This window comes from Sorangiineae bacterium MSr12523, assembly GCA_037157775.1.
In the GTDB taxonomy this organism is placed as follows: domain Bacteria; phylum Myxococcota_A; class Polyangia; order Polyangiales; family Polyangiaceae; genus Pendulispora; species Pendulispora brunnea.
Window position 1 is genome coordinate 11,850,194 of record CP089982.1, and the last position, 19,773, is coordinate 11,869,966.

Annotated in this window: 18 protein-coding genes; 14 read left to right on the forward strand and 4 right to left on the reverse strand. The window is 66.1% G+C overall.

Annotated elements, in window-relative coordinates; genetic code table 11:
- Positions 1-7: 7 nt before the first annotated feature.
- Together LZC95_46700 and LZC95_46705 are read left to right on the forward strand one after the other, a co-directional pair.
- Entirely contained in the window at positions 8-859 is an 852-nt protein-coding gene (locus LZC95_46700) for a fumarylacetoacetate hydrolase family protein (protein WXA93933.1), read from the forward strand.
- Positions 840-2,087, forward strand: coding sequence for a glutamine synthetase family protein (locus LZC95_46705; protein ID WXA93934.1), 1,248 nt, complete (start codon positions 840-842; stop codon positions 2,085-2,087). The genes LZC95_46700 and LZC95_46705 overlap by 20 nt, the downstream gene beginning before the upstream one ends.
- On the opposite strand, the gene LZC95_46710 is transcribed toward LZC95_46705, so the two are convergent.
- A complete protein-coding gene (locus LZC95_46710) occupies positions 2,069-2,593 on the reverse strand; it encodes a MarR family transcriptional regulator (GenBank protein WXA93935.1) in 525 nt (174 codons plus the stop codon). The two genes, LZC95_46705 and LZC95_46710, sit on opposite strands and share 19 nt — an antisense overlap.
- On the reverse strand, positions 2,590-4,344 hold the full coding sequence (ggt, locus tag LZC95_46715) for a gamma-glutamyltransferase (protein ID WXA93936.1): 1,755 nt from the start codon (positions 4,342-4,344) through the stop codon (positions 2,590-2,592). The genes LZC95_46710 and ggt overlap by 4 nt, the downstream gene beginning before the upstream one ends.
- Between ggt and gshB the strand changes: the two genes are divergently transcribed.
- From gshB to LZC95_46745, 6 genes are all read left to right on the forward strand, one after another.
- Positions 4,343-5,302, forward strand: a complete 960-nt coding sequence (gene gshB / locus LZC95_46720; GenBank protein ID WXA93937.1) for a glutathione synthase — start codon at positions 4,343-4,345, stop codon at positions 5,300-5,302. The two genes, ggt and gshB, sit on opposite strands and share 2 nt — an antisense overlap.
- A gap of 9 nt (positions 5,303-5,311) precedes the next feature.
- On the forward strand, positions 5,312-6,355 hold the full coding sequence (locus LZC95_46725; GenBank protein ID WXA93938.1) for an FHA domain-containing protein: 1,044 nt from the start codon (positions 5,312-5,314) through the stop codon (positions 6,353-6,355).
- 53 nt (positions 6,356-6,408) lie between these two features.
- The gene (locus LZC95_46730; protein WXA93939.1) at positions 6,409-7,824 is read left to right on the forward strand and encodes a pyridoxal-dependent decarboxylase; all 1,416 of its coding nucleotides are present in this window, start codon (positions 6,409-6,411) and stop codon (positions 7,822-7,824) included.
- 293 nt (positions 7,825-8,117) lie between these two features.
- Complete coding sequence (locus LZC95_46735) at positions 8,118-8,633, forward strand: (2Fe-2S)-binding protein (GenBank protein WXB00277.1); 516 nt, start codon at positions 8,118-8,120, stop codon at positions 8,631-8,633.
- Positions 8,630-9,616 carry a xanthine dehydrogenase family protein subunit M gene (locus tag LZC95_46740; protein WXA93940.1) on the forward strand — a complete coding sequence of 329 codons (987 nt, stop codon included), beginning with the start codon at positions 8,630-8,632 and terminating at the stop codon, positions 9,614-9,616. The genes LZC95_46735 and LZC95_46740 overlap by 4 nt, the downstream gene beginning before the upstream one ends.
- Positions 9,613-11,826 (forward strand): xanthine dehydrogenase family protein molybdopterin-binding subunit, encoded by a 2,214-nt coding sequence (locus tag LZC95_46745; protein WXA93941.1) that lies wholly within the window; start codon positions 9,613-9,615, stop codon positions 11,824-11,826. Before LZC95_46740 ends, LZC95_46745 begins: the two co-directional genes overlap by 4 nt.
- Here the strand turns inward: LZC95_46745 and LZC95_46750 are convergent.
- Positions 11,821-13,092, reverse strand: coding sequence for a divalent metal cation transporter (locus LZC95_46750; protein ID WXA93942.1), 1,272 nt, complete (start codon positions 13,090-13,092; stop codon positions 11,821-11,823). The two genes, LZC95_46745 and LZC95_46750, sit on opposite strands and share 6 nt — an antisense overlap.
- Positions 13,093-13,116: 24 nt before the next feature.
- Here LZC95_46750 and LZC95_46755 point away from each other — a divergent pair, with 24 nt between their 5' ends.
- From LZC95_46755 to LZC95_46780, 6 genes are read left to right on the forward strand one after another with little or no spacing between them, the layout of a single operon-like run.
- Positions 13,117-13,680, forward strand: a complete 564-nt coding sequence (locus LZC95_46755) for a DUF6184 family natural product biosynthesis lipoprotein (GenBank protein ID WXA93943.1) — start codon at positions 13,117-13,119, stop codon at positions 13,678-13,680.
- Positions 13,677-14,585, forward strand: coding sequence for a DUF4202 family protein (locus LZC95_46760; GenBank protein WXA93944.1), 909 nt, complete (start codon positions 13,677-13,679; stop codon positions 14,583-14,585). The genes LZC95_46755 and LZC95_46760 overlap by 4 nt, the downstream gene beginning before the upstream one ends.
- Positions 14,582-15,664, forward strand: coding sequence for a glycosyltransferase (locus LZC95_46765; protein WXA93945.1), 1,083 nt, complete (start codon positions 14,582-14,584; stop codon positions 15,662-15,664). The genes LZC95_46760 and LZC95_46765 overlap by 4 nt, the downstream gene beginning before the upstream one ends.
- A gap of 1 nt (position 15,665) precedes the next feature.
- Complete coding sequence (locus tag LZC95_46770) at positions 15,666-16,421, forward strand: nucleotidyltransferase family protein (protein ID WXA93946.1); 756 nt, start codon at positions 15,666-15,668, stop codon at positions 16,419-16,421.
- Positions 16,418-17,128, forward strand: coding sequence for a TIGR04290 family methyltransferase (locus LZC95_46775; GenBank protein ID WXA93947.1), 711 nt, complete (start codon positions 16,418-16,420; stop codon positions 17,126-17,128). The genes LZC95_46770 and LZC95_46775 overlap by 4 nt, the downstream gene beginning before the upstream one ends.
- 14 nt (positions 17,129-17,142) lie before the next feature.
- On the forward strand, positions 17,143-18,012 hold the full coding sequence (locus LZC95_46780) for a beta-xylosidase (protein ID WXB00278.1): 870 nt from the start codon (positions 17,143-17,145) through the stop codon (positions 18,010-18,012).
- On the opposite strand, the gene LZC95_46785 is transcribed toward LZC95_46780, so the two are convergent.
- Complete coding sequence (locus LZC95_46785) at positions 18,003-19,766, reverse strand: hypothetical protein (GenBank protein ID WXA93948.1); 1,764 nt, start codon at positions 19,764-19,766, stop codon at positions 18,003-18,005. The two genes, LZC95_46780 and LZC95_46785, sit on opposite strands and share 10 nt — an antisense overlap.
- Positions 19,767-19,773: the final 7 nt, after the last annotated feature.

Below are 19,773 nucleotides of genomic sequence, written 5' to 3' on the forward strand. Positions count from 1 at the left end.
CCCGACCATGGAAACGCGGCGCATTCTCGTCGACGGTGAGACGCTCACGGTTAATGCCTCCGGCGAACTCGGGGAGCTCGTGGCGGCGGATGGACGTCGGTTTCGTGCCGATGCGGTGCAGCATCTGCCTCCGTGCACGCCGACCAAGATCGTGTGCGTGCATCTCAACTACGAGAGCCGTCGGGCCGAATTCGGCGCCAAGCTCGGGTCCACGCCCACGTATTTTCACAAGCCGGTGAGCGCACTGAATGCGCATGGCGGCGAGGTGGTGAGGCCTCCACCGTGCCGCTATTTGAATTACGAAGGCGAGATTGCCATCGTCATCGGGCGCACCACGAAGAACATCGCGCCCTCGGACGCGGCGGCGAGCATCGCGGGCTACACCATTGCGTGCGACTACGGCCTTCACGATTTTCGCGATACCGACGCAGGCAGCATGCTGCGCGTGAAAGGCGCCGACACGCTTTGCCCGTTGGGGCCGGGGCTCGTCACCGGGTGGGACTTTCGCGGCAAGCGGATCCGCACCTTGGTCAACGGCCAAGTGCGCCAAGACGCCACCACCGACGAAATGATTTGGGACATGCACTACCTGGTGGCCGACATCGCGCGTACGATCACCTTGGTGGAAGGCGACGTCATACTTTCCGGTACCCCCGCGAACTCCCGGCCGGTGGAGCCGGGGGACGTGGTCTCGATTCAGGTGGAGGGGCTCGGCGTGCTGACGAACCGCATTATCTCGGGCGAGGTGCCCGTGCGCAGTGACGTGGGCGCGCAGCCATCGGAGTCGGAGGAGGTTCGCTCCACGGCGCTCGGCGGCGATTGGGAATTTCGAGGGATCCGTGCACCGCGCCGCGATTGATCCGCGTCCGCGGTTGCGGCTTCTCTGGGCCGACCTGCTCGGGGTCGAGCGCGGGAAATACCTTTACGGGCGGCGCGCCGAGGCAGGGCACACGAACTTCGCCGTCACCACGTTCGTGACGACGCTCGACAAGACGATCCTCCCCGTCGCCGGGTTCGCACACGACGTGGGGCTGCCCGATCTGCAGGCGCGCATCGACCCATCGTCGGTGCGGCCGGGTTGGGAAAAGGACACGGTCGTCGGCATGTCGGATCTCACGCGCGATGGCGCGCCGCTCGCGGTGTGCCCGCGTCAGATGCTGCGGCGTGCGTGTGCGCCGTGGATCGATGCGGGGCTGTACCCGCAGCTCGCGTTCGAGTTGGAGTTTTACCTGCTCGCCCCGGATGGGCGCGGAGGTTACGGGCCGCTCGTGGCACCGGCGCCGCACGTGTACGGAACCGGGCCGGGGGTGGATCCCGACGGGGTGCTCGACGACATGGCGGCAGCGGCCGCAGGCTCGGGCTTTCCCCTGGAGGGATTTGCCAGCGAGTTCGATGATGCGCAGTTCGAGTTGAACCTCGGGCACCGCGATGCGCTCGCGGCGGCGGACGATGCGTTCTTGCTTCGCCTCCTGGTGCGCGAGGTGGCCCTTCGCCGCGGGTACCGTGCGACGTTTCTCGGGAAGCCGTTCAGCGAGCGGGCAGGCACGGGGATGCATGTCAATCTGAGCTTCCGCACGGCCAGCGGGGAGAATGCGCTCGACGATCCGCGCGCAAAGGATGGCCTTTCGGCGAAGGTGCACCACGCTACCGGCGGGCTGCTCGCGCACCACGAGGCGCTCGCGGCGGTGTTTGCGCCCAACGTGAACGCGTACCGGCGGCTTCGTCCCCACCAGATGAACGGCTATTGGGCCAATTGGGGCTACGACGATCGCACCGCGGCGGTGCGCATTCCGCCGGAGCGCGGTGCGGGCGCACGCATCGAGCACCGCACACCCGACGGCGCGGCCAATCCGTACCTGGTCGGAGCGGCGCTGCTCCATGCCGCACGCTTCGGTGTCGAGCGCGAGCTCGTGCCGACCTCCGCGAGCGATCGCACGGTGCCGGAGTCGCTCGGGGCTGCGCTCGATGCACTGGAGGCCGACACGTGGCTGGGCGCCGAGCTCGGTCCCGACTTCGTGCGCGCCTTCACCGCGTTGAAGCGCGCCGAATGCGACCAGGCCGCGGAGCTTTATTTGCCGTTCTTCTGATCCACGCCGCGAAGCAAAACGCGAAGCAAGCCCGCGAGGCGATCTTGATCGGCGGCACCGAGGCTGCTCGCCACCGCGGCCTCCTCGGCGTTGAACTTCGGGAAGACCCGCTCGATGACCTTGCGGCCCTTGGGCGTCAGGTCGACGAAGACGGTGCGGCCGTCGTGCGGGCCCGGGCGGCTCTTCGCAAAACCGCGACGCTTGAGCGTGGCCACGACGCCCGTCGCGGTGGGGCGGCTGATGCACACGTGCGTGGCGAGCTCGCGCACCTCCATTTCGCCCCACACCCAGAGCACCCACAACGACGAAAACGACGTCCACGAGAGCCGGTCTTCCGCGAGCACGTTGCCCTCGAGCCGGCGCCGCACCGCCATGGAGGCGCGGAATAAGTTCGAGATGGCCGCCATGGCGCGGAAGTCCAGCGGCAGATCGCCGAGCTTCTCCATCACCTTGGCCTCGGCCGGAAGCAGATCCGCCTTGCCCTGTTGCTTGCTGGTGCTCTTCATTGGGCGAGGGCAAACCCGTGTTTGCGTGGATCGGCCGTGGCCAGAAGCCGCGGTTGCGGGCCGCGTCGGTCCCAGGCCACCATCTGCACCGCGTTCGCCGACGATGCCGACTCACGCACCGTCTCCCCGCGGGCGCGCATGCCGGCGCGCACGTCTTCGGGGACGTCCGGCTCGACGAGCACCTCGGGCGTCGCCCCGTGCACGAAGATGCGCGGTGCACTCACGCAGGCACCCGGATCCATTTGATAGACGAGGCGCGCGAGCGTCGCCTGCATCACGTTGCCCGCGATGCGAAGCCCGCCCGAGCCGCCGGCGGCCAGAATGGGCGCGCCATTTTCCAGAACGATGGTCGGCGTCATGCTCGAGACCGGGCGTGCACCGGGGCGCGGCCGGTTCGGGCCGAGGCCGATGACCCCGAAGCCCGCAACGTCGCTCGGCGAGGAAAAGTCGGTCAGCTCGTCGTTGAGCAGAATGCCGGTATCGCCCGCCACCAGGCGCGCACCGAAGGGACCGTTCACCGTCGTGGTGAGCGAGACCACGTTGCCGTCGACGTCGGCCACGACGATGTGCGTGGTCCCCTGCTCCGTCGACTTGAACTCCGGCGCCACGTGCGTCTTGTACGGATCGAGCTTCTTTTGCCGCGCCGCCATGCGGTCCGTGGCCAAGGCGCGCTCGTACGACTCGTTCACCGTCGGCTCCAAGTCCGGATCGCCCGCGATGCGCGCGCGATCGGCCACGGCCCCGCGCATGACCTCGGCCATGAAGTGCAGGTACTCGCTCGAGCCGAAGCCCAGCTTCGCGAGCATGCTCGTCGAGTCCGCACCGAGGATGCTCGCCGCCTCGAGCAACATGAGCCCACCCGCCGACGGCGCCGGCATGGTGTAGATGGTGCGCGCCCCGAAGGTGCGCGTGAGCGGCGCGCGCTCGCGAACGCGGTACGCCGTGAGATCGCTCTCGTCGAGCGTGCCTCCTGCGGAGCGGGCGGCCTGCACGATCTTCTTCGCGATGTCGCCGGTGTAGAACGGACGCGAGCCTTCGCCGCCGAACCGGGTCAGCGTGCGCCCCAACTCGGGCCGGCGCACGACGGCGCGGTAGCCGAGCGGGTTGTCGCCCGGGAAGAACGCGCGCGCCAGATCCGGCGATTGAACGATGTACTCGCGCATGCGCGCCAGCGAATCGGCCATGTGCCGGCCCAGCGAGAAGCCGCGCGTCGCCAGATCGGCAGCGGGCTGGGCATCGGCCGCGAGGGACCGTTTGCCGTAGCGCAGGTTGAGCAGCTCGAGGCCGGCAGGCTCACCGGGAACGCCCACGGTGTGCCCGCGCTGAGCGGCCTGGGCATTGGCGCCGTTTTGCGCCAGCAGCTTTTCCACGTCGATTTTCTGTGGGGCCGTCTCGCGGAAGTCCAGGGCGACGACCTTGCGATCCTTCTTCAAATAGACGAGCGCGAAGCCTCCGCCCCCGATGCCGCTGGACACTGGATTGACGACCCCGAGCGTGAGCGCCGCCGTGATGGCGCCATCGATGGCATTTCCCCCATTGCGCAGTGTTTCCAACGCGGCATGCGTTGCGTCGGCATTTTCAGTGGCCACGGCCACCGAGGCGCCTTCGGCGGCCTGCGGGAACGCGGCGCGGCTTTGGGAGGCCGGAAATGCGAGCACCAACACCGAAACGACCGCCACGAAGACGATGGGGAGGCGCGGAATTCGGCGTGGTAGGCTGCGTCCCAGCAAAGTACGAAAAGAGGCGTTCATGCGATTCGTGTTCGTGATGGATCCGATGCAGAAGGTGCTGCCGGACAAGGATACTAGCTTTGCGTTGCAGCGCGCGGCATTGAAACGCGGCCACCAACTACTCCATGCGGAGCTGCGGGATCTCTTTGCGAAGGACGGCGACGCATGGACCCGCGCGCGCGAGCTGCGCGTGCAAGACCGGGCGCCCTTTTTCGAGTACGGCGCGGTGAGCGACGTGCGCTTTGCCGACACCGACGCCGTCTTCATCCGCAAAGATCCGCCGTTCGATTCCGAGTACCTGTATGCCACATTGCTCCTCGAACGGGCACGCGGGCAGACGCTCGTCGTGAACGACCCGCGCGGTCTGCGGGATGCGAACGAAAAGCTGTACCCACTGCACTTTTCGCGTCACATGCCAAAAACGCTGGTGGCCTCCGACCGCGAGCGGATCCTGGATTTCACCGACGAAGTGGGCGGCAACGCCGTGATCAAGCCGCTTTATGGCGCCGGTGGCGCGGGGGTGCTCTTTCTCTCGCGCAAGGACCAGAACGCGCGTTCGATCATCGAGACCCTCACCCGCGAAGAAACGGTCGCGGCCATGGTGCAGGAGTATTTGCCCTCCGTGCGCCAGGGCGACAAACGGGTGCTTTTGCTCGATGGGCAGGTGCTGGGCGGCATCAACCGCGTGCCGCGTGCGGATGACTTGCGCTCGAACATTCACGTGGGCGGGCGCGTGGAACCGTGCGAGGTGACCGCACAGGAACGTGCCGTGGTCGATGATATCGCACCACGTCTGCGCGCCGACGGCCTCTATTTCGTGGGCCTCGACTTCATTGGCGGCAAACTCACCGAGGTGAACGTCACATCCCCCACCGGCATTCAGGAGCTCAGCGCCCACCAAGGGCGAGACGTTTCCGAGGACGTGATTGCGTGGGTCGAAAAGAAGGTAACTTCGGGTGCGGCGAGGTCGACATCCTGACGGGCATTCATGCCGCTCACCATCGTCGTTCGCTCCTCCTCGGAACCCGGCGCCTCTAGCGACGCTGCCGATGCTTCGCTGACCTTCGACGGTCCACGCATCGTCATCGGTCGCGGCACGGGGTGCGATGTCCGCCTGCCCGACGTCAGCGTGAGCCATCGCCACGCCAGCCTGCGCATCGACGCGGGCGTGCACACGTTGATCGACGAGGGGAGCCTCAACGGCACCTTCGTCGGGGGCGTGCGGCTTTTGCCCCAGGTGCCGCGGGTCATCCAATCGGGCGACTTGGTGCGCGTGGGGCGCGTCTGGCTCGAGCTGAGGATCGACCAGCGCCCCGCCACCCGCGATTTGTCGCTGGCCACGCGCGATCTGGCGCTGCGCCTCGTCTCGCAGGCGATGCGCAACCTGGGGGACGACACCGTGCCCAAGGTCACCGTCGTCGAGGGACGCTCGTCCGGGATCTTTCTGCACCTCGAGGAGGAGGGGCGCATCTACATCGTGGGCCGCGGAGAGTCGTGCGATCTGCCGCTCGATGAGCGCGATTCGTCGCGGCAGCACGTGCAGCTCGTGCGGCGGGGTTCGGTCGTCTTGGTGCGCGATCTCGGCTCGAAGAACGGCGTCGTGCTGGGCGAAGCGCCCCTCGACCGCGAGCGCGATGTGGTGTGGAAGGCGCACTCGATGATGCGCGTCGGCACCACGGTGCTGGCACTTCAAGAGCCGGTCGCGGAAGCCTTGGCCGATCTCGAAGCGGCGCCGGACGAGAAGCTCGTGCCGGCGGACGTACCGCCGCCGCCCCTGCGCGAGGGCAACAAGAGCGATGCTCCGATGTCGGAGATCCCCACATCCTCGAGCCTGCGCCCCGAGGACGAGCGCAGCTCGGCGCCCATCGCCAGCGTCGAGAAAATGAGCGAGCCGACGCCGCTGCCCAAGAAAAAAACGACGCACCTGACGCCGGGGTATGCCCTCGTGGTCATCACGGCGTTCGCGGTCATCGTGGCAAGCCTCGTGGGCCTGGTGTGGCTTTTGCGCACGGGCGAGAGCAGCGGCATGTAGTTTGGTACCAAATCATCTGGAGCGACCTGGGCGGGCACGCTAAAGTAATGGCCATGACGCCCGACGAATTTCGCGCCCTGGGATACAAGATCATCGATTGGATCGCGGAGTACCGAGAGACCGTCGAACCGCGGCGGGTCATGTCGCACGAGGCGCCGGGCGCCGTGCGGGCCAAGCTGCCTGCGTCTGCGCCGGAGGAGCCCGAGCCTTTCGAGCGCATCCTGGCCGACTTCGAGCGCATCGTGGTGCCGGGCATCACGCATTGGAACCACCCGAGCTTCTTCGCGTACTTCCCCAGCAACACGAGTCTCTCCGCCGTGCTGGGCGACTTGCTCGCATCCGGCCTGGGTGTGCAGTGCATGAGCTGGCAGACCAGCCCCGCGGGCACCGAGCTGGAAGAAGCCGTGATGGATTGGCTCCGGCAGATGCTCGGCTTGAGCGAGAGCTTTCGCGGCTGCATCCAGGACACGTCGTCCAATGCGACGTTCGTCGCCATGCTCTGTGCGCGGGAGCGGGCCACCGACGATGCACGCCTCAGCGGAGGTCTGCAGAGCATCGCCGCACCATTGACGGTGTACACGTCGGAGCAGGCGCATAGTTCGGTGGAGAAGGCGGTGTTGCTCGCGGGCATCGGGCAGGAGCAATTTCGGACCATCGAGACCGATGGGCAGTACGCCATGCGGGTCGATGCGCTGCGGGCGCGGCTCGAGGAAGACGTGCGCGCGGGCAAGAAGCCGTGTGCCATCGTGGCAACGGTGGGCACGACGGCGACGACCGCCTCGGATCCGCTGGTCCCCATCGCGAAGCTGGCGCGCGAGTACGGGGCGTGGCTCCACGTCGATGCGGCCATGGCGGGCATCGCGATGATTGCACCGGAGTGCCGCGAGCACTGGACCGGCATCGAGGAGGTGGACTCCATTGCCGTCGATCCGCACAAGTGGCTCGGGACCGGGATGCACCTGAGCGCGTACTACGTGCGCGATGCGTCGTACCTCACGCGGGTCATGTCCACGCAGCCGCACTACCTGCGCACCGCGGCAGACGACAAGGTGACCAACTTCCGCGATTGGGGCATTTCGCTCGGGCGGCGTTTCCGGGCATTGAAGCTCTGGTGCCTCTTGCGCGAGCAGGGCACGAGCGGGCTCGTGGCGCGCATCCGGCGCGATCTGGCCAACGCGAAATGGCTCGAGGCCGAGGTGCGAAAGACCGAAGGCTGGGAAGTGGTCGCGCCCGTTCCGTTTCAAACGGTGTGCGTGCGGCACGTGCCGCGGGGTCTACGCGACGAGGAGGCGATCAATGCGCACAACCTCGCCTGGGCCGACCGCATCAACGAAGGCGGCAAGGCGTACCTCACGTCGACGGTGGTCGCGGGGCGACGCATCGTGCGCGTGTCGGTGGGCTCGGAGGCCACGGAGCTTTCCCACGTGAAGAAACTGTGGGCGCTCATGCAAGAGACCGCCGGCACTTAGCCGCGAGCTAGTCGCGATAGGCGCGGCATCGCGCTCGCAATGGCTTGGCGTCCGAAGGGATGCCAGCGATGTGCGGTGTGAAAAAACGAGACGTCGAGGGTGTGAGCCCGAAAGATCCGAGCTTTTGCCAAGCGTTGGAGCCGTCGCATCCCGTTTGGCTACGGCGTGGCGATAGATCACATCCCGCGGGCGAACTATCACGGCGCGAGCTCGTCGTTTCAGGGTTGGTCGGTGGCTGTGCGCTCGTGCTGGCGCAAGCCTGCGGCCGCAACACGGCGGGCGATGCAGGCGCCGTGTCCGTCGGGCAGACGGCAACGTCGGCAGCCGAGGCCGCGCGCGAACTCGACGTCGTGCTCCACGTGAACGGCGACGCGCATACGCTGCGGCTCGATCCACGCGTGTCACTGCTGGATGCGCTGCGCGAGCGGCTCGGGCTGACGGGCACGAAGAAAGGGTGCGACCACGGCCAGTGCGGTGCGTGCACCGTGCTCGTCGACGATCGCCGCGTGCACGCGTGCCTCACGCTCGCGGTGATGGTGCAGGGCGCAAAGGTCACCACCATCGAGGGCCTGGCGCGCGGCGAGGAGCTGCATCCGATGCAGGCGGCCTTCGTCACCTGCGATGGGCTTCAATGCGGCTACTGCACACCGGGGCAGATCCTGAGTGCGATCGGCCTCGTCCACGAAGGGCACGCGAAGACCGACGACGAGGTGCGCGAGGAAATGAGCGGCAACATTTGCCGGTGCGGGGCGTATTCGAACATCGTGTCGGCCGTTCAGCTGGCGCGTCGCAAGGGAGCGGCGTCGTGAATCCGTTCGGCTATGTGCGGCCGGCCGACGAAGCCGCCGCCCTCGATGCGGGGGCCGAAGCAGGCTCGGAGTTCATCGCGGGCGGCACGGGGGTCGTGGACCTGTTGCGTCTTGGGGTGGAGAAGCCGGCGCGGCTGGTCGATTTGAACGCGCTGGGGTGGGACAAGATCGAGCGCACGCCCGAGGGCGGTCTCTACGTGGGCGCGCTGGTGAAGAACAGCGATCTCGCGTGGCATCCGGACGTGCAGCGGCACTACCCCGTTTTGTCGGAGGCGCTGCTCGCGGGCGCCTCCCCGCAGCTGCGCAACATGGCCTCGGTCGGAGGAAACCTGCTGCAACGCACGCGCTGCGCGTATTTTCGCGATGTCGGCGTGACCGCGTGCAACAAGCGCACGCCCGGCTCGGGGTGCGCGGCCATGGGCGGGTACGTGCGCATGCACGCGGTGCTCGGCGGCAGCGAGCACTGCATCGCGGTGCATCCCTCGGACATGTGCGTGGCGCTGGTCGCGCTCGATGCGGTGGTGCACGTGCGCGGGCCCACCGGGGCGCGGCTCGTGCCGGTGGCCGACTTTCACCTCGTGCCCGGCACGCACCCCGAGGTGGAAAGCGTGCTCGCGCGAGGAGACATCGTCGTGGGGATCACCCTGCCGCCGTCGCCGTTCGCGCGCCGCTCGGCCTATGTGAAGGCGCGCGATCGCGCCTCGTATGCGTTTGCCCTGGCCTCGGCCGCGGCCGCGCTGCACCTCGAAGGAACCGTGGTGCGCGATGCGCGCGTGGCGTTCGGCGGCATTGCCACCAAGCCGTGGCGCAGCAAGGAAGCCGAGTACGTGATGCGGGGCGAGCCCGCCACGCGCGCCCTGTTCGAGCGGGCGGCGGAGGTGGCGCTTCGCGAGGCCCGCCCGCACTCGGGCAACGAGTTCAAGGTGGCGCTGGCGCAGCGGGTGCTCGTGCGGGCGCTCTCGCGCGCGGGAGGCATCGCATGACGCAATGGATGGTGGGCAAAGGCATCGACCGGGTCGATGCCCGGCTCAAGGTGACCGGCAAGGCCGATTACGCCGCGGAGGCGCAGGTGCCCGGGGTGGTTCACGCGGCCATCGCCACCAGCACGGTGGCCCGCGGTCGCATCGCGTCGCTGGAGACGAAGGAGGCGGAACGCGCACCCGGCGTGCTGGCGGTGCTTTCGCACCTGCGCGCGCCGAAGCTGCCCGGCATTCGCGAGAAGACGACACCGCAGGACCGCTACCTGCAGCTCTTTCAGGACGATCGCATTCTCTACAACGAGCACCCCATCGCCTTGGTGGTCGCCGACACCTTGGAGCATGCGCAATACGGCGCATCGCTCGTGGTGGCGCGCTACGAGACGGAACCGTTTTCTATCGACATGAACGCGGAGGCGCCGCGCGCGTATGCGCCCCCCAACGCCGGACCGCACGGCACGACCGATTCGCACCGCGGGGACGTGAACGCGGGCCTCGCCGCGGCCAAGGTGACGGTGCGGCAGACGTATTCCACGCCCACCGAGCATCACAACCCCATGGAGCCGCACGCATCCATCGCCGTGTGGCAGGGCGAGGACCGCGTCACGATTTACGATACGACGCAGGGCATTTTCGGCGTGCGGAACAAAGTGGCCACGCTCTTTGGGATCCCCAAGGAAAACGTGCGCATCGTTTCGCACTACGTCGGCGGCGGATTCGGTTGCAAGGGCTCGCCGTGGTCCTACGTCGCGCTCGCCGCCATGGGGGCGAAGGTCGTTGGACGCCCGGTGAAGCTCGTGGTCACGCGTCCGCAGATGTTCACTCTGGTCGGGCATCGCCCGCACACCCTGCAAGCGGTGGCGCTCGGGGCCGATGGCGAAGGGAAGCTCACGGCGATCTCGCACGACGTGCGCTCGACGACCTCGCGTTTCGACGAGTTCGTCGAGCCCTCGGCCCTGCAGACGCGCATGCTCTACGCCTGCCCCAACGTGAGCACGACGCACCGGCTGGTGCGGCTCGACATTCCCACGCCGACCTTCACCCGGGCCCCCGGCCTGTCCACGGGCACCTTCGCGCTGGAATCGGCGATGGACGAGCTTGCGTATGCGCTGAAGATGGATCCCATTGCGCTGCGGCTCAAGAACTACGCAGAGACCGATCCCGACACGGGCAAGCCATGGTCGAGCAAGTCGCTGCGCGAGTGCTATCGCCGTGGGGCCGAGAAATTCGGCTGGTCGCGACGCACCCCCGATCCGCGATCCATGCGCGATGGGCGGTGGCGGATCGGCTGGGGCATGGCCACGGCCACCTACCCGGCGACGCAGCGCCCAGCCTCCGCGGTGGCGCGCATTCGCGCGGATGGCAGCGCCCTGGTGCAGGCCGGCTCGCAGGACATTGGCACGGGGACGTACACCATCATGACGCAGATTGCCGCCGATGCGCTGGCTTTGCCCCTTGCACGCGTGCGCTTCGAGCTGGGCGATACCCTGTTTCCGGAAACGCCGGTATCGGGTGGCTCGCAAACGGCCGCCAGCGTGGGCTCGGCGGTGAAGATGGCCGGTCTCGCGGTGCGAACGAAGCTCGCCGAAATGGCGGTGGCGGATCCCCAATCGCCACTTTATGGGCGGCCGGTCGCCGCCATCGACGCCGAGGAGGGCTCGCTTTTCGTCAAAGGCAATCGGGCGCGCAAAGACGGCTTCGGCGACATCGTGAAGCGCAGCGGAAAACTGGAAATCGAGGCACGTGTCGACAATCAGGAAAAGGAGGACCGCAAACGGTATGCGACGCACGCGTTCGGGGCCCAATTCGCCGAGGTGAAGGTGGACGAGGATCTCGGGCTCGTACGGGTCACTCGGTTCGTGGGGGCATTCGGCGCAGGCAAAATCCTCAATGCGAAAACGGCCGAAAGCCAACTCCAAGGCGGCATCGTCTGGGGCATCGGACTGGCCTTGCACGAGCACACGTGGCGCGACGACCGCAGCGGGAGGGTCACCACGAGGGATTTGGCCGATTACCATGTACCGGTGAACGCGGATGTGCCGCACATCGAGGTCATCACGGTGGACGAGGTCGATCCTTACGTGAACGAAGTCGGCGCCAAAGGGATCGGCGAAATAGGAATTACCGGAACGGGCGCCGCGATTGCCAATGCGGTGTACCACGCCACCGGACGGCGCATCCGCGATTTGCCCATCACCCTGGACGCGCTTTTATAGAATCCAGGTGACGACCAGGCCGATGGTGGCCGAGGCAATGGCCACGAAGGTGACCCAGCCGAGCACGTTCAAGGCCGTGCTGTTGACCCGTTTTCCCATGATGGCTTCGTTGTTGGTCATCAACAAGATGAGCAACATCAGCGGTGGTGTCGAAAACCCCTGGACGATGCCCGACCATACCAAGGCGCGAATGGGGTGGATGCCCAGGAAATTCATGCCCATGGCCACCAGGGTCACCACCACGATGGTGCCATAAAAGAGTTTGCCCTCGCACGGCTTCAAGCCCAACCCATGCTTCCAACCGAAGGCCTGGCACAGGTCATAGGCCGCCCCGGTGGTCATGACGGGGACGGCAAGAAATCCCACGCCGATGACACCGAGTGAGAACAACAAGCCGGCTGCGTTTCCCGCCAGCGGACGCAACGCCTGCGCGGCGTCGGCCGCCGTTCGAATCTCCGTCGTCCCCGCTTTGTGAAGGGTCGAGCCCGTGGCGAGGATGATGAAATACATGATGAGATTCGAAAACAGCATCCCGAAGACGATATCCCACTTGGTTTGGGTGAGCTGGGCCCTGGATACGTGATTCCGTCCCTCGTGGATTTCGCCATTGACGCGTTTCTCCTCGACCTCCTCGTTGGATTGCCACGTGTACAAGTAGGCAGAAAGCGTGGTTCCAATCACGGCCACCAAGAGGGACAGGAACTCGCGGTCGAAGCGAATCTGGGGCACGAGGGTGCCGCGGACGATTTCCCCAACATTGGGTTTGGCCCAAATGGCGGCCCCGACGTAGGCAAGCAATGTCAGCGCGAGCCAGCGAAACACATTGCGAATGATGCGGTAGGAGCCCCAAAACTGAAGCGCGAGAATGGTGGCCGTCACCACCACGACGATGAGGTTTTTCGGCAGGGGAACGAGCAGCTCGATGGATGCGACCATCCCGCCGATGTCCGCGCCCGCTTCGATGGTATTGCCAATGAGCACGCCCACCAGGGCTGCATGCAAGAGCCAACGCGGATAATGGTCGCGAATGACCGCGAACAGCCCTTTTCCGGTGACCTGGCCCAGTTTGGACGACAGGTAAACGACCGCGAACATCATGGGAAATGTCACGGGCGCGGTCCACAAGAACGAAGGACCCAATTTCGCGCCGGCGCTGGCATAGGTGCCAATGGCGGAGGGATCGTCGTCGGCCGCACCCGTGATCAAGCCCAGTCCGAGAGCTCTCCACACCTTGGGGCGTGCCGAGCCATTTCGGTCTCGAGCCATGGCGGAGCCACGGGTGCAAGGCAAATGCCTCGAGCATTCGTGGAGTCATCGAAGAGCGACCGCGGCCGCGTTCATGGCACGCGCGGTGCTCTCCTCGAGGGCGTGGAACCGCAACAAGACCGAAAAAACCCTCCCCTTCGTACGGTCGTCGGGGTGATCGCGACGTTGGCCATCGTTGCCTCGGTGGGCATCTTCGCTGTCTACAATCGACGGGACGAAGGCAAAATCGGCACGGCGCAAACGACCGGGGCCTCGGTCGCCACGTCGCACCTGCAGGAGGGCGTTTCGCCCGACGATTATGGGAAGGTGAATACGGATGCGCACGAACGCATCACCGCGGCACGATGCGACCGCGAGGAGCGCTGCCAAACGATGGGCGGCGGCAAACGGTACACGGGCCGGAAGACGTGCGAGAGGGAGCGGCGAACCCAAGCCAATTACCTTCTTCCCGCCGAAAAATGTTCGCGTGGCATTCCGGCCGACCGGGTCAACGCCTGCGTAACGGCCATCGCCGCGGCCAAGTGCGACATGCCCGCGGAATCTTTCGACGAGCTGGCACCGTGCACGGCGCAGGCGCTCTGCCAATGAGCGACGCGGGCCAAATGCGCCACAGCGAGGTAAACCTGTCCGAAGTGTGGCTCGCCGGCGAAGGCGCGCGGCAGAATGCGGCGCGCCTTCGTCGTGAGTTTCCCAGATTGAACGTGCAAAGCACGCCGGACAGCGAGCGCGCGGCCGCCATCGTGTACGCCGCGGTCTGGCACCGCGAACCCTGGGATCCGTATTCGTTCGACGATGCCGTGCTTGCGGCCATCGAAGCAGGCCTTCCCTTGTGCATCGCCACCGATCCGATGGAGCACGACACCGCAACGCAGGTGGTCACGCGTTACCAGCGTTGCCTCGCGTGGCCGGAGGCGCGACATCCGGGTTGGCGCGACGTACTCCGCGCCCATCGCGCATTGCACGATTTGAACAAGCCGCTGGTGCGCGCGGACTACGAGCATGCCCTCGATGCGCGGGCATGGATGCTCCGCCTCGATCCGGAGGCGAGTGTGGAAGCGCAGCTCGCGATTCTCTTTCACGATGTGGAGCGGCTGGTGAGTGAGGCGGATGCGCGCATCGAGCAGCTCGCACCGAATTACCAAGCCTTCAAGGATGCGCATGCCCAGGAAGGAGCGCGCATGGCCGACGCGGTGCTCGCGTCGTGCGGCATCTCGAGCCCGATACGCGCCCGCGTGGCGCATTTGATCGCACGCCACGAATCGCCGGATGGCGCTACGGAGGAGCTCAGCCTCATGAACGATGCCGACGTGCTCTCCTTTTTTTCGCTCAACAGCCCCGGCTATCGTCGCTATTTCGGACGCGAGCAAACACGGCGGAAAGTTCGATATTCCTACGAGCGATTGAGCCCGCGCCGGCGCGATCGACTGGCACACGTACGCCTGAACGAGGACGTTGCGGAGTTCCTTCGCGAGGAAATGGCGGTGGCCGCGTGAACATCACGATCTTCGGATTGAGCATCAGTTCCTCGTGGGGAAACGGGCACGCCACGCTTTGGCGAGGCCTCTGTCGCGCCCTGTCGCGCATGGGGCACACGGTGACCTTTTTCGAGCGGGATGTTCCCTATTATGCGCAAAACCGCGACAGGCCGGATCCCGATGGGTGCACCTTGCATCTTTATCGCGATTGGGCGGAGGTCCTTCCGACGGTGCGCCGAAGCCTGGAAGGCGCCGATGCCGCGATCGTAACGTCGTATTGCGCCGATGCGCGCGCGGCCACCGAGCGCATGCTCGCCGCGTCCATCCCGGTGTGCGTCTTTTACGATATGGACACGCCCGTCACCTTGGATGCCCTGGAGCAAGGCAAGGCGGTGAGCTATTTGCCGGCCGAGCAATTGTCGGATTTCGATCTCGTGTTGAGCTTCACCGGAGGGCGGGCGCTGTCCATTTTGAAAGAGCGCCTGCGGGCCCGCGCCGTGGCCGCCCTTTATGGGAGCGTGGATCCCGAGGTGCATCGGCCCTGCGAGCCGGTCGATGCTTACCGGGCCGATTTATCGTATTTGGGCACGTACGCGCGCGATCGGCAACCGGCGGTGGAGCAGCTCTTCGCCGCGACTGCACGTGCGATGCCTTTGCATTCGTTCTTGCTGGCCGGCTCACTCTACCCCGAGGAGCTGACGTGGCCTGGCAATGTGCGAACGGTTTCCCATGTTTCGCCGGGCGACCATCCGGCCTTTTTCGGTTCCTCGCGCCTCACCCTCAACGTCACCCGTGAGCCCATGGCCAAAATGGGATATTGCCCATCGGGGCGCCTGTTCGAGGCCGCGGCTTGCGGGGTGCCTCTCTTGAGCGATGCCTGGGAAGGGCTCGAGCAATTCTTCCGGCCCGACGCGGAGATCCTTCTGGCGCGCACCACCGACGATGCAGTGCGGGCCATGTGCGTACCGGCCGAGGAACTCGCCCGCATTGCCCGCCGCGCCCGCGAACGCGTGCTCGACGAACACAGCGCCACCCGGCGCGCCGAAGAGCTCGTGCGGCTGCTCGAATCACATTCTGGACCTACGCAAGGGAGATAGCATGTGGGGTATCGTTCCGGCTGCGGGAATGGGAACACGCATTCAACCGCTCGCCTTTTCCAAAGAGCTTTTGCCCGTGGGAAGCCGTGTCGACGGGCAGATCGAACGGCCGTGCACGGTCAGCGAATACCTGATCGAGCGGATGATCCGCGCGGGCGCGGAAAAGATATGCATGGTCATTTCCGCGCACAAATCGGATATCGTCTCGTATTATGGCGGTGACGTGCGGGGCATCAGCCTCGCTTATGTCGTCCAGAGCGAGCCCGCGGGCCTTTGCGATGCCATTTTCCGCGCTCTGCCGCTCCTTCCGCGCGAGGAAGAAGACGTGCTCGTGGGGTTGCCGGACACCATTTGGTTTCCCGAGGACGCGCTCGGCCAGTTGCAGGTCGGCGCACGGGAGATCGGATTCGTGCTCTTCCCCGTGGATGCGCCCGAGCTGTTCGACGCCGTGGTGCTCGACGAGCGCGACCGCGTGCGCGAAATTCAGGTAAAGCAAAAAGGCGCTTCCTCGCATTGGATCTGGGGCGCTTTTCGCCTCAAGGCCGCCACCTTGCGCGAGCTGTACGAACTTTGGTGCGAACGCGACAAAGTGGACCCCTATCTGGGCACCTTGGTGAACGCTTACCTGGAACGCGGGGGCCGTGCCTACGGGGCGCGCATCGGCAACGCCTACGTGGACGTGGGCACCTTGCACGGCTACCGCAAGGCGCTCGAATTGCTCACCCGCATTCGCAAGGAAGGAGGCGCCCGGGAATGACTCCGAGCCAAATCGAACGAGGTGTCCGCGAACTCGGCGACTGGTTTCACAACATGGACCTGGGCGGCGTTCAAACGGCTCCGAATCACTTTTTGGGCGACTACCCGGGTGCCAAGTGGCGTCGGTTCGAGCACGCCATCGAGCGGGACCTCCGCGGCAAGAGCGTGCTCGACATCGGCTGCAATGCAGGGTTCTATTGCCTCGAGATGAAACGCCGCGGGGCATCGCGCGTCCTGGGCATCGACAGCGACGATCGCTACCTCGCCCAAGCACGCTTTGCGGCCTCGGTCACGGGGACGGACATCGAATTTCGCAACCTGAGCGTCTACGACGTGGCGAGTTTGCGCGAGCGCTTCGACGTCGTCCTTTTCATGGGGGTGCTCTACCACCTCCGCCATCCGCTGCTGGCCTTGGATCTTTTGTACGACCACGTGGTGGGCAACACGTTGGTCTTCCAGACGATGATGCGCGGCAGCCGCGAGGAAGAGCCCTTGGCCGAAGATTATCCCTTTTCGGAGCGGCGCATTTTCGACTCTCCGGGGTATCCGAAATTGCACTTCGTGGAGCGCAATTATTCCAAGGACCCCACCAACTGGTGGGTACCGAACTTGGCATGCGCCAAGGCCATGCTGCGCAGTGCAGGATTCGTGATACGCGATCAACCCGAGGAAGAAGTTCTCATTTGCGCACGGGGGACGAGACCATGACCGTGGAAGCGGTGATGTTGTGGAACGAGCCGAACAACATGTCGCATTGGGATGCGCTGCTCGACCCCGAGTGGGCCATCTACGCGGACATGGTCAAACTGGCCGGGGAAGCCATCTGCGCGGAAAATGGCGGATTGGTTCGCGTGCTGGGCGGCATTTCGCCCATCGATCCCGAGTTCATTCGCAACATGGACCGGCGTGGGGTACTCGCCGCCGTCGATGCGGTGGCCGTGCATGGCTTTCCGCTCGATTGGAACCACTGGCAAATCCACGAGTGGCCCGAGCGCATCGCGGCGGTGGCCGAGGTCACCTCGCATCCGATATGGGTTTCCGAGGTGGGGGTGTCGACGTTCGGGGCGGAGGAGGTTCAGGAGTTCGGGCTTCGGCGCACCGCGGAGCTCCTTCTGGGCAAGGCGCCCCGCCTGCATTGGTACAGCCTTTACGATTTGCCGCGTGCCTGGCCGGCGACGACACGCCATCGCGAGGCGGAGGGCTCGTCGTATTACCGGCATTTCTACATGGGTCTTTTGCGCGAGGATGGGACGCCCAAGCGGGCGCTCCGGCACTTTACGGATTACACGCCGGAGCTCGGTATTTGCCAATGGTTCCACTTCGAGGATCCTCGCCTGGACGAAGCGGTGGCCTGGCTGAAGAAGCTGGGTGTGCGCAAGCTTCGCACGGGGCTCAGTTGGGCCGATAGCTTTCGGCCCAATGCGCTCGTGTGGTTCGATCACATGATGCGCGCGCTCGCATCGTTCGATGTCACCGTCACCTATTGCTTTACCCCCGATTCGTGCGGACTGCGACCGGATCATACGAGTCCGCCGCGGCAAATCGAGCAATATGCGGAATTCTGCGCGCAGATGACCCGGCGCTACGCGTAGAGCAGCCTGCCGATGATTTGCGCGTAACGCGTGCACGCGGCCTGGAGGCGGGGGATTTCAGGATGCCCCGCCTCCAGGGCGTCGCGCTGCATGGTGTGAAGGCCCAATTGAAAGGCCGCGTAGGCCAATTGGTAAAAGGCCAATTGGGTGTGGGTGCGGCGATACCCCGTGCGCAGGGCCACGGCGCGGACAAGGGATTCGTGGTCGGCGTTGGAGAGGCCGAGTTCGATGCGCGCGCCCGCCATGTCCCAACCGATGTCCTGGGCGCCGATGAGATCGTGCGCCGCGTGGTGGTCGAGCGCGTCCGTTTTCAGGATGCGGCCATTCGGCGCGACGAGCCATTCCCAGGCGTGCATCTTGTTGTCGCCGAGAATGGGCTCATGGCATGCGACGACCTCGCGAAGCGCACCCTCCCAACGCTGGCGCGCATGACGGGCCATCTCCTGGCCCAGCGCGCTGCGGATGTTGTGCTCGAGCATCTCGAGCAAGCGCAGCGGCATCGCGCCCATGGCAGCGCCTTGGGCGCGTTCGCGCGCGAGAAACGTCAGATGGCGCACCACGGCCTCCACGACGTCGGCACGCGGAACGTCGGCGACGGAAAGTGGAATATGGTCCCCGAGCCATTCCTCGGCGATGAAGCCGTGTCGATACGCCAGTACCGGCGGAACGAGCCCTTCGGCGGCAAGCCGGCGCGCCCGGGCCATCATCTCCTCGCCGTAGCGACCGAGGCCTGCAAAGCGCAAGAGCCACGAGGTGCCCGCCGCGCGAACTCGGTATTTGCGGCGTTCGCGGTGCGGGAGGCACGCGGGCCAGTCGCGCTCGTGGGCAAAGCGATGGGCGCGCCATGCGCCGGCGCCAAGGTCCTCGCACGGTCCTTCGGGCGGTCCAAGATGGTCGACGAACATTTGCTCCAGGCGCGCATCCTTGGCGGGGCCGTGGAGAAAGACATCTTCGAAGTCGATCACATGGCGCGCGGAACGCTTCCACCGCGCGCGATGCGCTTCCGAACCGCGCGCGCCCACGTCGCCGCGGTGGCTTGGGAAGAAATGAATGCGCTCGGGCGCGACCTTTCGCGCCTCCAGCCAATCGGCCACGCACCCGAAGGAGCTTCCCGAAAGGCCGGGGCCTTCGTCCACGATGGCGTACGCGGCCTCAGGGCCTTGGAGCAACCGCGCTTCGAGCGCGGGGCCAATGGCCAGCGCGCGCTGGAATGGCGGGCCGATGGGTCGCACACTGAACGGCGCCGGCGCATCGAGCCCGGCGGCGACGCAGGCACCTAGACTCAGCCCGATGCTGCGAATGCCCACCACGCACCACTCCGACGCGGCCGCACGCGCCTGCTCGGCGGCCAGGACATACATCTCCGGGTAAACGGCATAATGCGTGTACCCTTCCATGGCGCGCAGCCGGGCGCGCTCGGGAATTGGCATTTCGAAGAATGCGTCCAACGCATGCGGGTCGGGGCACTCGACGCGTCCATGCCAGCTCGCCCGCAGGGCGCGCGCCAGGGCGGTCAAGGCATGGGCGGCGGCCAGGGCGGTCGGGCTCGGCCGATCGATGCGCGTGCGTTGAAACTCGTGGTCGACGATGGCCTGGAGAAGCTCCGACACGTCCACGAAGAGCGCCACGAGCCGCGCATGACGTGATGCCCAGGGAAGCCGGCCCGCGCGGGCGAGTCCCCGCCACTTCGCGCGCAGCGCGTGAAGTGCCCGCCGCGTGTCCGCCACTCGCTCCGCATCGGAGAAGACGAGCATGCGTTCG

Coding starts and splice junctions, on each gene's coding strand:
- LZC95_46775 (WXA93947.1), top strand. CDS start 16,418: ATGACTCCGAGCCAAATCGAACGAGGTGTCCGCGAACTCGGCGACTGG.
- LZC95_46770 (WXA93946.1), top strand. CDS start 15,666: ATGTGGGGTATCGTTCCGGCTGCGGGAATGGGAACACGCATTCAACCG.
- LZC95_46750 (WXA93942.1), bottom strand. CDS start 13,092: ATGGCTCGAGACCGAAATGGCTCGGCACGCCCCAAGGTGTGGAGAGCT.
- gshB (WXA93937.1), top strand. CDS start 4,343: ATGCGATTCGTGTTCGTGATGGATCCGATGCAGAAGGTGCTGCCGGAC.
- LZC95_46755 (WXA93943.1), top strand. CDS start 13,117: ATGCCTCGAGCATTCGTGGAGTCATCGAAGAGCGACCGCGGCCGCGTT.
- LZC95_46730 (WXA93939.1), top strand. CDS start 6,409: ATGACGCCCGACGAATTTCGCGCCCTGGGATACAAGATCATCGATTGG.
- LZC95_46760 (WXA93944.1), top strand. CDS start 13,677: ATGAGCGACGCGGGCCAAATGCGCCACAGCGAGGTAAACCTGTCCGAA.
- LZC95_46700 (WXA93933.1), top strand. CDS start 8: ATGGAAACGCGGCGCATTCTCGTCGACGGTGAGACGCTCACGGTTAAT.
- LZC95_46785 (WXA93948.1), bottom strand. CDS start 19,766: ATGCTCGTCTTCTCCGATGCGGAGCGAGTGGCGGACACGCGGCGGGCA.
- LZC95_46745 (WXA93941.1), top strand. CDS start 9,613: ATGACGCAATGGATGGTGGGCAAAGGCATCGACCGGGTCGATGCCCGG.
- LZC95_46780 (WXB00278.1), top strand. CDS start 17,143: ATGTTGTGGAACGAGCCGAACAACATGTCGCATTGGGATGCGCTGCTC.
- ggt (WXA93936.1), bottom strand. CDS start 4,344: ATGAACGCCTCTTTTCGTACTTTGCTGGGACGCAGCCTACCACGCCGA.
- LZC95_46725 (WXA93938.1), top strand. CDS start 5,312: ATGCCGCTCACCATCGTCGTTCGCTCCTCCTCGGAACCCGGCGCCTCT.
- LZC95_46710 (WXA93935.1), bottom strand. CDS start 2,593: ATGAAGAGCACCAGCAAGCAACAGGGCAAGGCGGATCTGCTTCCGGCC.